This is a genomic window from Rhizobium sp. SL42 (genome assembly GCF_021729845.1).
Classification (GTDB): Bacteria; Pseudomonadota; Alphaproteobacteria; order Rhizobiales; family Rhizobiaceae; genus Allorhizobium.
The window spans coordinates 204,994-217,064 of sequence record NZ_CP063398.1; the positions used below are offsets into that span (position 1 = coordinate 204,994).

Here is a 12,071-nt window from a genome sequence, read left to right on the forward strand (position 1 = left end):
CTCAGCTTGTCAGGCGCGGCATGCTGACGATTTTCTTGAACAGGGCATTCATCGCATTTGTGATGCCTTCACTTGGGCTCACTTCGAAGAACAGGCCGGGCGAGGCGCAGGCTTCCATGCGCTTGGGGATCTCCGACTGAAAAGGCTTGATCCATTTGTTGTACCAGTCGTTGGTCGGAAGCGGCAGGTAGGTCGTGTAGAGAACCGCGATGCGATAGCCCTTTGCCTTGAGCGCAGTGCATTCCGTGATATCGATCGGCTCCTGGCACCGTCTGCCCGTGGTTGGCTTCGTACAGGTGCTGGGTTTTTCGGAATCGCCGACGCCGTCTGAAACAAAGAAGACGACCTTTTCCGGACTCCCGGCTGATACGCCGGTGCCAGGCGCGCCGATCAGTTGTCCAATATTCTTCAGTGCCCGGTCGAAATTCGTCTGCTGGTCGTTGTCGTAGCCCTGCTCCGGAATCGACATGAGGCCGATCTTCGCCGCCTTCGTTTGCACGGAATCGAGGTTTTCGGTCAGCGCCGCGACTTCAAGCAGCTTGGTATCCTCCGCCTTTTCGCCGAAAGTATAGACGGCCATGCGGTACTGGTTCGAGCTCTTGCGCAGGCTTTTCGCCGTCTCCATCAAGGCGGCGGTTGCCTTGGCCACGACATCGATGCGGATCGTCACCCCAAGCGTCTTGGCAAGGTTGTAGTAGCTGTTCTTGTTCTCCACGCCATTCTTGACGATATGGCACGCAAATGCGCACTTATCCGACGTGTTGTTGACCATCTTGGTAACATCAGCCGGCGTTGCGCCGACGCCCATGGACGGTGTGTTGTCGAGCAACAGATAGAAATCGCGAAATGTCTGCGTCTGGAACGTGGCTTCCGCCTTGCCCGATACCGTGACCGCGTCCTGGCCCAGTATCCGGGCGAGGGTGGTGGGCACCTTCGCCTTGTAGCTGAACACCGCCTTCAGCTCACTCCCTTGCTTGACCACATCCACATCGGTGCTGATCAGCTCATAGCCTTCGGCACCGCCGGTCTGTGCGATAAAAATCTTCCTTGCATCGGCGACCGCGGCCGTCAGGTGGCCGTCCGAACTCATCTGCATCGCCTCGGCAACGCCGGCGGAACTTTCAGCCACTGCCGCGATCGCCGCAGCATCGGCGGCGCCCTGAAGCGTCGTTTTCACCAGCAAGGCATCGCTGATATCCAGTGCAAGGCCTGCCGTCCCAATGACCGGTACCAATAGCAGAGCGGTCATCATCCCGAAATTGCCTGAACGATCACCCAAAAGACGCTTCAACATAGAATCCCCCAAAACCTTGGGGGCCTTTTTACACAGTGATCGTGACGAAACCCCTGAGACAGATGGTTTATGAAATGCTGCTGATGGATGTTTGCGCACTCGTCCAGGCCGCGGCCGCGACGGATGAGCAGACATCGCCGTCATCCACGCAGACGCGGCTTCACCAGCATCAGAATCGCTGATGCACTTGCCTAGCGCTTCTTTCTGGGCGGATTATCGACATCAAACACATCACGCGCCAGGCGGATCTGGCCATGATGACTTGCGGCCCAGGCGACCAGCGCGGAAACCGGCTCGAGCAGGGATCGACCAAGATCGGTCAGCCGGTACTCGACGCTTGGCGGCTGGGTCGCAAACACATGCCGGCTGATCAATCCATCACGCTGCAGAGTGCGCAAGGTGCTGGTAAGCATGGCCTGGGAAATGTCGGGGATGGCGCGCCGCAATTCGCCGAAGCGATGCGTGCTTTGTCCAAGCGTCCCGAGAATGAGCGTGCTCCACTTGTCGCCGATATGCGAAAAGACGTCACGCACCGGGCATTTTTCGGAGGAGAATTCGGAACTGCCGCTTTGTCCTGTCTTCAAGCCGGTGGTCTCAACCCGTTCACTCTGCTTGCTTTCGATCCGCTCCTGCAGCGTCATCCGGTATCCTTTCCAAAACCTGGTTCTAAAAAACTGCCTACTTTACCGCAGCTCGGCGATCTGTAATCTACACTTACTCTGTTTTTCAGACCAGCCATTGTTTACAGAGCAATTTGTGGCCGGTCGCACACTGAAAGTGGACAAGACATGACTGCGAAATATCTCGTCACCGGCGCAACCGGCCACCTCGGCCAGGCAGTTCTACGCCATCTCGTCGAAACCTATGACGTAGCCCCGGCCGATATCATTGCCGCAAGCCGCAAGCCAGACGCGCTTGCCGACTGGGCTGCGAAGGGTATGGCCATTCGGGCCGTGGATTTCGACGATGCCGCATCCATGCAAACGGCATTTGCCGGCGTTGAGCGTGTGCTCATCATCAGCACCGATACCCTCGACCGTCCCGGACATCGCCTGAACCAGCACCGCGCAGCGATCAAGGCCGCGGAGCAGGCGGGCGTGCGGCATGTGCTCTACACATCCATGCCGGAACCGGAAAATTCGCCGCTGCTGTTCGCACCGGACCACGAAGGCACCGAAGCGGCCCTCAAGGCGAGCGGGCTACCGGCCTGGACGATCCTGCGCAACAACTGGTATTTCGAGAACCTGTTCATGAGCGCCGGCTCGGTTCTGTCCTCCGGCCACTGGTATTCGGCCGCCGGGCAGGGGCGCATCGCTCATATTGCGCGCCACGACCTGGCGCGAGCTGCCGCCGCGGCCCTGATCGCGAAGGAAGACGGCAAGTCGATCTACACGCTGACAGGCTCGAATTCCTACAGCCACCAGGACATCGCACAGCTGCTTGCCAAGGCCACCGGTCGCGACATAACGGTAATCGACGTTCCGCTCGAAGGCCTCGTCCAGGGGATGATCGGCGCCGGCCTGCCGGAACCGGTCGCCCGTGTGTTTGCATCAATCGACACCATGGTGGGTGTCGGCGGGCTCTCCCGGATCACCACAGATTTCAAAACCCTGACAGGTGTCGAGCCGCGATCCTTCGAATCCTGGCTCGACAGCCAATCCGGCGCTTTCCGTGCCATGACCCAGTAGTTGGCATTCCGGCCACCGCCCTGGCCGGGAGCAGGTTCGGCAACGGAACCTCGACCCCACACGTGCCGACCTGCAAGGCCGTCCGCTTCCACAGCGGACGGCTTATTTTTCCTTGGGCCGATCATGCTCACGTTCCGTTTCTACAGCGTATTTTGCGCAGCAAGAACCGCAGGCTATTTGCCATCCCGAGTCCACAACCCGACAACACATTCGCCGGTACCACTTCAAAAGGGACCACGGTTCGGGATATGCAGCGCAGAGAAGCCAACGGGTGGACGCAATGTCATCCGTGGCCGGTCCATTGCCCGATACGGCCTTTCCGCCGCGCTGTCTGCAACCGCAAGGCGCCCCTTGTTTTGACGCTTTTTAGCGTCTATATTTGAGGCGCTGGATAAAGAGAGATACTGCGATGGGACTGGTTCAATATTCGGACGACGGCTTCTTCGCGCCGCGGAAAATCGCCGAGGCATTCCGCACGACCAGCGAAGAGGTTGCCCGGACCGCGGGACTGGGAAAGGATGCCGTACAACGCAAGGATCGCGTCCGTTCGGACAAGACACAAAGACGGCTGCGTGAAATGATTGAAATCATTAACAAAACGGAACCACGATTCGGTTCCGGGCTGATGGCCTATGCGTGGTTCCGGTCCGAGCCGCTTCCGGGGTTCTCCGGACAGACGGCAATGCAGCTCGTTCGCAATGGCCGGGCAGAAGAGGTTCTCGACTACATTGACGCCGTCGATGCGGGCGTCCACGCCTGACCCCGATGCGCTACGCCGGCCCAGTCTATCGCGCCCTCAACCCGGTCTTCGCACGCGAGCCGCTCTCCGGGCGTGGTGCCGAACTCTATGGCGGTCGCTTCAATCCGAAGGGAATACCGGCGCTTTATGCTTCGCTGTCGATGATCACCGCATTGCGAGAAGTGAACCAAATCGGCAGCCTGCAGCCAACGACACTGGTTTCCTACGATGCGGACATCGAGCGCATCTTTGACACACGCGACATTGAAGCACTCAAAGCGCGCGGCATGGACCATTCCATGCTCTCGGCCAATACATGGCGCGACCAGATGAAAGCCGAAGGTCAGTCGCGAACGCAGAAATTTTCCCGCGACCTGATTGCAGAGGGTTACTGCGCGCTTCTCGTCAGAAGCTTTGCTTCCGGCGCCGTCGAAGAAGACCTCAATCTGGTACTTTGGCAATGGGGAGCGACGGCACCATCGCGACTGACACTGATTGACGACGAAAACCGGCTCTCAAGGTAGCATCGGCAGCAGATGCCTCGGCAATCGGGTGATTAGTTCCATAATGTATATTATGCCGCCACATTTGCGTGGTGGGTACATTCTATTTTACAGTGCGACAGTCTCGCCTCTCGGCGCACACACCAAGGCCTTCATCATTGAACGAAAAAGCCGCCTGCCGAAGTTTCGGAGGCGGCTTGTCAATGATGGCACGCGCGATCGGCACAAAACGCTCAATGCGCGTGCGTCTCGCAGAAGAGTTATGCGGCAAGCCTTGCCGCATTCAGCGGGATCTCGACATCGATCTCGAGGATGGAAACGTGATCGTCACGATCCATCTTGACCTGGACCTTGTCGCGGTCGAACTCCACGTGCTTGGCGATCACGGCCAGGATTTCTTCGCGCAAGACGGAGACCAGATCGGATTCCAGGGACGCGCGTTCATGCGCCAGCAAGACCTGAAGCCGCTCCCGGGCCATCGGTGCAGAACGGTGTTGCTTGCGAAACAGGGAGAAAATGCTCATGCGGCCCTCCGTGCGAAAATCTTGTCGAGAAGGCTGCGCTTCTCGCCCGGAATGGTAATCGGCAGGCTTTCGCCGGCGAGGCGACGTGCTGCATCAAAATAGGCCTGCGCCGGAATGCTGCGGGCATCGGCAAGCGTGACCGGCGCACCGATATTCGATGCGCGCAGTACATCCATGCTCTCCGGAATGATGCCGAGCAACGGAATCGACAGGATTTCGAGCACGTCATCGACCTTCAGCATGTCCCCGCGCTGAGCGCGGTTGGCATCGTAACGAGTCAAAAGCAGATGCTTCTCGATGCGCTCGCCACGTTCCGCCTTCAAGGTCTTGGAATCCAAGAGGCCGATGATGCGGTCGGAATCGCGCACCGACGAGACTTCCGGATTGGTCACGACCACCGCCATATCGGCGTGGCGCATGGCAAGCGTCGCACCGCGCTCGATCCCGGCGGGGCTGTCGCAGATGATCCAGTCGAAATACTTCTTCAGTTCACCGATAACCCGCTCGACGCCTTCGGCGGTCAGGTTATCCTTGTCGCGGGTCTGCGAGGCCGGCAACAGGAACAGAGTTTCGAGCCGCTTGTCGCGGATCAGCGCCTGCGGCAGTTTCGCATCGCCCTGGATGACGTTGACCAGATCATAGACGACCCGGCGTTCGGCACCCATGACAAGATCGAGATTGCGCAAGCCGACGTCGAAATCGACGACAACAACCTTCTCGTTTCTTTGCGCAAGAGCCGCTCCCAGTGCGGCAGTCGATGTGGTCTTGCCCACCCCACCCTTGCCTGAAGTTACAACAACTACCTTGCCCATCTGTCTCTCCTGTGTAGCCCCGCTCAAATTCATCATCACATCATCTTCTCAACTTGGATCGCATCGCCCTCAAGCCACAGTTGAACCGGCTTGCCACGCAGGTCCGGGTCCATGTCTTCGGTCATCGCGTAGACACCGTCGATCGCGATCAGTTCGGATTCGAATTTTCGGCAAAAGATCCGTGCCTCGCCATTGCCGAGACACCCGGCAAGAGCGCGCCCGCGCAAGGCGCCGTAGATATGCACAGATCCACCGGCAATCACTTCGGCACCCGACGCGACAGATCCGAGCACGGTGATGTCGCCTTGTGCAAAGACAATTGACTGCCCGGATCGCACCGGCTCACGCACCATCAGCGATGGCGCCGAAGCAGGATGTTCCGCCACGACCACAGGCTCGGCCGCAGGCGGCGCCACCGGCTTTGAGCCTTCGACCGGCATGTCCGATTGCGGCACCTCATAGTCGGCCGCAGCCCGTCCGCCTTTCAGCGCCGGCGGCATTCCAGGTTCGATGAGCGAAGCACGTCCGCCCTCGATACCCATGATGCTGACATTGCGCGCCGAAAGTTCGGCGATCAGCGCCTTCAACTGGGAACGGTCGATCTCGATGTCAGATACATCCAGGACAACCGGTCGTCCGAGAAAGAAGCCTGCAGACCGTGCCGCCAGGTCGTCCAGTCGGATCAACCAGTCGTCGAGCGGCAGATCCGGCGCCAGGACGACTGCCAGGAAGGACCGACCTTTGATGCGGATGGAACGGGAATCGGTTAGCACTTTGGTCATCTACGTAAACAAATCGTTTACGATTTCTAGCGCGGATATGGTTAACAAATGGTTAACGCGAGCGCTTTCGCGGCAGGAAAATTAACCGGCGCGCCAGCGACAATCCAAACGGCGACGACCTGCTTTCTTCGCTCTCGAACCGCGATTGTTGCAGAATGCCGGCCGTCACAGGCCCCTGATTTTATTGTCGGATGTCGCCGTTCGGGGAAGAATTTCGCCACCAACCTCGCCGTTTCGCACAGCGCCTCGAACCACTGTCCCGGAAAGCGCCGAGCGACGCTTCAGATGGTCGGCGAGACGCAGGGCCAAGGTCACGATCATCAGCGTCGGATTGGCATGACCAGCCGTCGGGAACACCGAACTTCCGGCAATGAACAGCCCGTCCACGCCATGCACCATACCATCGGCATCGACGACGCTCGTGGCCGGATCATCGCCCATCCGGGTCGTGCCAGATGGATGGGCCATATCCATGAATGCACCCGCTTGATCGTCATCGGCCAGAATCCAGTCTGCCAGACTTGGTTCCGGCAATGCCGCCGACTTGAATTCCGACTGCATCAATCGTGCCAGTCGCTTGACGCTTTGCCGTTCCAGCGCGCCGATACGCCAGTCCACTCGGGCCATCGGAATTCCAAGCCGGTCGGTGGACGCAGAAAGCGTGACCCGACTGTCAGGATTGGGCGGCTGTTCGACCATGACATCAAAGCGCAGTTCGTCGGATTTTCGCGGCAGGCCACGTTGCAGGACCTGCCGCTCGTAGAGGCCACGCGCCAGCATTGCCGGCGACCGAAGAACCGTCAAAAAGTCGCGCCCTGGTCGGCGTGATCCACGGGCCATACGCTTCAACGCAGCCCAGGGATCATCGGGAGACAGTGTCTGGACTGGATAGGCCGCACAGTTGAGCAGCCCTTCCCGCGCCTGGATATCCGCACTGAGTGCCAATCCATGCAGGTAGAAATGGGTATGGCCCTTGTGAGTCAGGCCAAAAAAGCCGAACTGTCTTGCGACGGGTTGCAGAGCGTCACTCTTGAAACGGGCAATCACCGTGCGGGGATGATCGGCAAGATAGCGCCCCACGACATCCCTGCCGTTTCCGATGCCATGCGGCATGACGGAGTTCGACGCCAGGAGCATCCGTGCATTCTCTACACCGCCACAACACAGCACAACGGTGCGCGCCTGAACCAGAACCCGGTGGTCGGCCAGGCTGCGAACCTCAAGCGAAGTCACGGCGCGGCCGGACGGCTCGACATTGATCCGCGTCACGGTCGCGTGGGTCAGGATTTCGATATTCGGCGCGCCAAGTGTACGGGCAAGCTCGACGAAACGAAACGGTTCACGCTTGACCGCACTCTGATGACTGAACTGCCAGAAGAAGGAACGCAGTTTTGTCTGGTCAAATTTCAGGTCTTCGGGGGGAGAGCGCAGATGGTCGCGCAGCCTGGCATCGTAGAGATTGGGGCCGAGGTTGAGCAAATCGCCGGCACGGTCGAAGAATGGTTCGAGGCTGTCACGCGCAATCGGCCAGCCGGAACCCGAAAGCCAGGAGCGCCGCTCGAAATCGATCTTGTCGAAGGCCGCGCATTTGCCAACCCATGTATGGCTGCTGCCACCGACACAGCGATTGCGCAATTCGAAGGCCGGAATGTCGTTCAGCCAGGCAAGGCTGCCATCGTATCCGCGCCCCGGAGAAACGCGACCGTCTCCGGAGCGAGGTTCGCCGATATTCTCGACACGGTTGAGAACCTGGGCATCGTCTTCAAAATCAAATCCGCCACTTTCAACAATCAGCACCCGGATCTTCGAATGGGCCAGCTCGCGTGCAATCGCAAGGCCCGCCGGCCCCGCACCGATGATGGCAACATCGGCATGAAACAGGGTGTCCTTCGCAGCGGTTCGCAGATCACGCACGCCCATGCCTTCGCCCTCGGCCATCGTCCTCGCAGCTGCGTTTGTGCAGGCAGCCTGAGTGCTAACAAAACGGCTGCAACGTTGAAATTGTCCAATATGCTTAGCCTGAATGGCCATTCTACCCATTCAGGTCAGCCTGCTGGAGCGGCGCTGGCGCAAGCCTAAGCCGGATATCCATTTTGAAATGCATTCCGACAAATCCTAGACTTCCAGCCTTGACATAGATGGCCAGCGACATCGGCCAGGGGTTGGAGATTGGAATGGCAAAGGTAGGCTTGCGCGAGTGGTTGGCAATCGCTCCCGTCATCGCATCAGGACGGCTGTCTCGCTATGGCGGCAGTGCCGGTAGCCCCCTCAACCGCTTCGAACGTGACTTCTCCGCCGCCTTCGGTGTCCAGCATACATTGGTGGTCAGCAGTGGCACCGGGGCGCTGATTGCAGCCCTTGCCGCCGCAGGCATCGGCCCGGGGGATGAGGTGCTGGTTCCTGCCTATACCTGGATCGCAACTGCCGCAGCACCCCTCGCCGTCGGAGCCGTTCCGGTGCTTGTCGAAATCGACCAGAGCCTGACGATCGATCCGACAGACATCCTGCGCAAGATCACCCCGAACACGCGCGCGATCATTCCCGTGCACATGGCCAATGTGGTCTGCGACATGGATACCATCATGCAGATCGCCAAGGATCACAATCTGCTGGTCATCGAAGATGCCTGCCAGGCCGTCGGCCTCACCTACAAAGGCAGGAAGGTCGGCACGATCGGTGATGCTGGTGCCTACAGTTTCAACCAGTTCAAGAATATCAACGTCGGTGAAGGCGGCGCAATCGTCACCAATGACGACCAGCTGTTTGCCCGCGCGCGCATGTACCACGACATAGGCGCGGTCTTTCGCGGACACCTGGACAACGCCAACGCGCCGCTGATCCCCGGCATCAACCTGAAGGCCAGCCAGATCCAGGGAGCCATGCTCAATGTCCAGCTGAAGAAGCTTGGCCCGATGCTGCGCCGGATGCGACAACGCTACGAGGCCATGGCAGACATCCTGACCTCCAAAGGCGGATTGCGCCTCATTCCGCAGCACGACGCGGCAAACGCTGCAGGTCTGCATGTGGTGTTCGACACCGAGGAGGAAGCCCGCGATTTTGCGGCCCGCAACAAGCGCGGCGTGCACCGGGTCTATGATTCAAGCCGCCATGTCTACACATTCTGGCAACCGATCCTGGAGCAGAGAACCATCCATCCGAAGCTCAACCCTTATGCCTGGGCGGCGCGCCCGATGGACTACTCGCCGAAAGCCTGTCCGCGCTCGCTCGACATATTGAAGCGGACCTGCCGCGTCACGGTAGGGGAAAACTATCCGCTGGCGTTCATGCGTTTCATGGCCCGACGCATGGTCAAGGACCGGAGCATGTCGCTTGCTCCGCTTGCGACAAGCCCGGGCCTGTCCTAGCCGATGCCTGTCGTCGACCCGGTCGCCGGCGTTCGCCAGATCGACATCTGGAACTGGTCTCTCGATATGCCTTGCGGAGAAGACGCCGGCACAGGCGCATCTCTCTCTCAGGATGAGCTGGAGCGGGCGGCGCGATTTGTCAAACCACGTGATGCCCGGCGCTACCGGGCAGGCCGAACCGGGCTACGATCCATATTGGCAGACTATCTCGGGACTGCCCCGCAAGATCTCCGCTTTTCCTACAACGCGTTCGGCAAACCGGGCCTCGGTTCGATGGGGCAAGACCCACTTGAATTCAATCTCAGCCATAGCGCCGATCAAGCCCTGCTCGCCGTATCCAGGGGCTTTCCGCTCGGGGTCGATATCGAAGAAATCAAGCCAATCGCGGAAGACGTGGCGGGGCATTTCTTCTCCGCTGCGGAATGCACCGAACTGAGATCCTATCCGGCTGCTGATCAAATGCCGGCCTTCTACCGTTGCTGGACCCGCAAGGAGGCCTTCGTCAAGGCACATGGCGCAGGGCTCTCGCTGGCGCTGGACCGCTTTGATGTATCGCTGTCGACAAGGCCGCAACAGCACCTGCGCAGACTTGATCCGGCACTGGGCTCGGTACAGGACTGGACGGTCATGAACATCACCGTTTCAAAGGGCTTTTGTGCCGCCGTTGCAATCTTGACCGAGGGACAACTCGTTCAGTTGCGCTATTGCGGCGAATGGCGCGGGCGCCCGCGCATCGCATCTATGACATAGTGCCCGCCCGCCGCATCCATATGGTGGCAGGCGACAAGACCAGGGCTGAAGTCGGGCGTTATGGTTCGAACGCAGCGTTCCCGGAAACTATCAAGATCCAGCTGCTCGATTTCCATGATATTGAGGCCGTAGCCGTAAATCCCGAACTCATTGCGCTGCGACGGTCGGTAGAGCTTGCCGTCCTGCACGAAAGGACGCCCCCCGTTTCGTGCAGTCGTGCTGTCGATGACGACGGGGTTGTTCCTGTGCGCCACGACCGTCTTCAGGTCCGGTCCATCCACTTCAAATATGTGCAATTCGCTGCAATGGTCCTCATAGGCGTGGAAATCGGATAGGTTTGTCAGAAGCCACCACCGGCCATTGAACTGAGTGAGCGTGCTGTCGGCCGGCGACTGGCCTTCAAGGGCGGTCGAATGCAGTTCCCAGCGAAGCGGAAACTCGACACAGCGCCAGATTTCCAGACGTCTCGCCTGGTTGGTCTCCGGCATCATGAACAGTTGGCCATCATGGCGGAAGATGAATGGATAGGACAGGTGATGCGGGCAATTCAGGGCGATGCCCAACCGTTCGACCCGATTGCCGACGAGACGGCTCACTGCAATATGGGCCTTGCCGTCACCGGGCGCATAGGCCTCGTAAAACAGATAGACCTCCCCTTCGTGCTCTAGCAGGAACGGATCCGCCCGGATCTCGTCCTTGTCCGGCGCGATCAGAACAGACTGGCGCGGATCAAAATCACGCGGGCTCCCCTGCCCGACATAAAGCGCCCAGACAGCAGCCCCTCCGCCGAACTTTGACTGCAACGCCTTGCAGCTGCGCGCCAGAAGTTCCGACGCAAGACCCCATCCATATCGCAGAAGTACTGAACCCGAAGGGGGATCCGAGCGGGCCTTGTCGGTAGCCCGGTTGCCAGATGGCTCGAGGCGACCGGTATCGGCGACGCGACGCAACTCCCTCATGACGAGGGTCACGGCCCGTTCCTTGATGAAATCAGCGTTGCGGATCGCACTGAACTTGGTGTTGAACGCGGCGGCCACAAGAGTTTCATGCCGCAATGGGGCGCCGCGGCGGATATCGATGCGCATCTCGGTTGCGGGCCTGTTCTCGATCACGCCGGCATAACCCGACCAGTCGGTTCCTTCGCATGCCTCAGCCGAGAACGAAAAACGCCATTCTCCGAAACGAAGTCCCCCGACCACCCGGTCGGGCAGTTCGCCGGCGGCGAGGTTCAGCACAAGGTCGAGTTTCAGGGCGCCGATCTCATCCGAGACCGTCTCGTCGTCCTTGCCCGCCTCGCCGCTCCCCGAGGCGACCTGTCGGAACGGCAGTGTTGCTGGATCGAAATGCTGCGGCAGATAGGCAGATTGCCGTGCAAGGACGCTCCGTTCGATTGCCGACGCGAACCGCAAAAGTCGTGACGGCCTGACCGCGTCGTGCGAAGGCGGGCACACCAGAACGGACACCAGCGCAAATCGGCTATCCGCCAGAATTCGATCGATGATGCGCAACTGCCAGTTTTCAAAGCCGTGTTGCCGATCGGTCAGGATTCCCAGCCGCAAGGTGGCGCTAGCCGATTGCGAGGCTATGTCAGTCGGCTTGGCAAAGCTGTCCATC

At 59.6% G+C, this 12,071-nt stretch carries 12 protein-coding genes; 5 read left to right on the plus strand and 7 right to left on the minus strand.

Translation table 11 applies throughout. The features are described from left to right. Position 1 precedes the first annotated feature (1 nt). The gene (locus IM739_RS20090) at positions 2-1,294 is read right to left on the minus strand and encodes a pilus assembly protein (protein ID WP_237371575.1); all 1,293 of its coding nucleotides are present in this window, start codon (positions 1,292-1,294) and stop codon (positions 2-4) included. A 191-nt stretch (positions 1,295-1,485) separates the two neighbouring features. Further along, positions 1,486-1,935, minus strand: a complete 450-nt coding sequence (locus IM739_RS20095; RefSeq protein WP_237371576.1) for a winged helix-turn-helix transcriptional regulator — start codon at positions 1,933-1,935, stop codon at positions 1,486-1,488. Positions 1,936-2,082: 147 nt separating this feature from the next. Between IM739_RS20095 and IM739_RS20100 the strand changes: the two genes are divergently transcribed. The 3 genes from IM739_RS20100 to IM739_RS20110 all read left to right on the plus strand — a co-directional run bounded on the left by IM739_RS20100 (position 2,083) and on the right by IM739_RS20110 (position 4,245). Continuing rightward, positions 2,083-2,982 carry an SDR family oxidoreductase gene (locus IM739_RS20100; RefSeq protein WP_237371577.1) on the plus strand — a complete coding sequence of 300 codons (900 nt, stop codon included), beginning with the start codon at positions 2,083-2,085 and terminating at the stop codon, positions 2,980-2,982. A 409-nt stretch (positions 2,983-3,391) separates the two neighbouring features. Next, positions 3,392-3,742, plus strand: a complete 351-nt coding sequence (locus IM739_RS20105) for an MbcA/ParS/Xre antitoxin family protein (RefSeq protein ID WP_237371578.1) — start codon at positions 3,392-3,394, stop codon at positions 3,740-3,742. A 5-nt stretch (positions 3,743-3,747) separates the two neighbouring features. After that, positions 3,748-4,245, plus strand: a complete 498-nt coding sequence (locus tag IM739_RS20110) for an RES family NAD+ phosphorylase (RefSeq protein WP_237371579.1) — start codon at positions 3,748-3,750, stop codon at positions 4,243-4,245. 239 nt (positions 4,246-4,484) lie between these two features. Here the strand turns inward: IM739_RS20110 and minE are convergent, their stop codons facing one another. The 4 genes from minE to IM739_RS20130 all read right to left on the minus strand — a co-directional run bounded on the left by minE (position 4,485) and on the right by IM739_RS20130 (position 8,280). Then, positions 4,485-4,748 carry a cell division topological specificity factor MinE gene (gene minE, locus IM739_RS20115; protein ID WP_237371580.1) on the minus strand — a complete coding sequence of 88 codons (264 nt, stop codon included), beginning with the start codon at positions 4,746-4,748 and terminating at the stop codon, positions 4,485-4,487. After that, entirely contained in the window at positions 4,745-5,560 is an 816-nt protein-coding gene (gene minD, locus IM739_RS20120) for a septum site-determining protein MinD (protein WP_237371581.1), read from the minus strand. The genes minE and minD overlap by 4 nt, the downstream gene beginning before the upstream one ends. 35 nt (positions 5,561-5,595) lie before the next feature. Continuing rightward, the gene (minC, locus tag IM739_RS20125) at positions 5,596-6,342 is read right to left on the minus strand and encodes a septum site-determining protein MinC (RefSeq protein ID WP_237371582.1); all 747 of its coding nucleotides are present in this window, start codon (positions 6,340-6,342) and stop codon (positions 5,596-5,598) included. Positions 6,343-6,507: 165 nt separating this feature from the next. Further along, positions 6,508-8,280 carry a GMC oxidoreductase gene (locus IM739_RS20130; protein ID WP_237371583.1) on the minus strand — a complete coding sequence of 591 codons (1,773 nt, stop codon included), beginning with the start codon at positions 8,278-8,280 and terminating at the stop codon, positions 6,508-6,510. Between the two features lie 236 nt (positions 8,281-8,516). Here IM739_RS20130 and IM739_RS20135 point away from each other — a divergent pair, with 236 nt between their 5' ends. Next, the gene (locus tag IM739_RS20135) at positions 8,517-9,707 is read left to right on the plus strand and encodes a DegT/DnrJ/EryC1/StrS family aminotransferase (RefSeq protein ID WP_237371584.1); all 1,191 of its coding nucleotides are present in this window, start codon (positions 8,517-8,519) and stop codon (positions 9,705-9,707) included. 3 nt (positions 9,708-9,710) lie between these two features. After that, entirely contained in the window at positions 9,711-10,457 is a 747-nt protein-coding gene (locus tag IM739_RS20140; RefSeq protein WP_237371585.1) for a 4'-phosphopantetheinyl transferase family protein, read from the plus strand. Here the strand turns inward: IM739_RS20140 and IM739_RS20145 are convergent. Continuing rightward, a complete protein-coding gene (locus tag IM739_RS20145; RefSeq protein WP_237371586.1) occupies positions 10,409-12,070 on the minus strand; it encodes a glucosamine inositolphosphorylceramide transferase family protein in 1,662 nt (553 codons plus the stop codon). The two genes, IM739_RS20140 and IM739_RS20145, sit on opposite strands and share 49 nt — an antisense overlap. Between the last annotated feature and the right edge of the window lies 1 nt (position 12,071).

What these genes read in the sequence shown, in the direction of transcription:
- IM739_RS20090 (WP_237371575.1), bottom strand. Translation starts at nt 1,294, where the DNA reads ATGTTGAAGCGTCTTTTGGGTGATCGTTCAGGCAATTTCGGGATGATG.
- IM739_RS20095 (WP_237371576.1), bottom strand. Translation starts at nt 1,935, where the DNA reads ATGACGCTGCAGGAGCGGATCGAAAGCAAGCAGAGTGAACGGGTTGAG.
- IM739_RS20100 (WP_237371577.1), top strand. Translation starts at nt 2,083, where the DNA reads ATGACTGCGAAATATCTCGTCACCGGCGCAACCGGCCACCTCGGCCAG.
- IM739_RS20105 (WP_237371578.1), top strand. Translation starts at nt 3,392, where the DNA reads ATGGGACTGGTTCAATATTCGGACGACGGCTTCTTCGCGCCGCGGAAA.
- IM739_RS20110 (WP_237371579.1), top strand. Translation starts at nt 3,748, where the DNA reads ATGCGCTACGCCGGCCCAGTCTATCGCGCCCTCAACCCGGTCTTCGCA.
- minE (WP_237371580.1), bottom strand. Translation starts at nt 4,748, where the DNA reads ATGAGCATTTTCTCCCTGTTTCGCAAGCAACACCGTTCTGCACCGATG.
- minD (WP_237371581.1), bottom strand. Translation starts at nt 5,560, where the DNA reads ATGGGCAAGGTAGTTGTTGTAACTTCAGGCAAGGGTGGGGTGGGCAAG.
- minC (WP_237371582.1), bottom strand. Translation starts at nt 6,342, where the DNA reads ATGACCAAAGTGCTAACCGATTCCCGTTCCATCCGCATCAAAGGTCGG.
- IM739_RS20130 (WP_237371583.1), bottom strand. Translation starts at nt 8,280, where the DNA reads ATGGCCGAGGGCGAAGGCATGGGCGTGCGTGATCTGCGAACCGCTGCG.
- IM739_RS20135 (WP_237371584.1), top strand. Translation starts at nt 8,517, where the DNA reads ATGGCAAAGGTAGGCTTGCGCGAGTGGTTGGCAATCGCTCCCGTCATC.
- IM739_RS20140 (WP_237371585.1), top strand. Translation starts at nt 9,711, where the DNA reads ATGCCTGTCGTCGACCCGGTCGCCGGCGTTCGCCAGATCGACATCTGG.
- IM739_RS20145 (WP_237371586.1), bottom strand. Translation starts at nt 12,070, where the DNA reads ATGGACAGCTTTGCCAAGCCGACTGACATAGCCTCGCAATCGGCTAGC.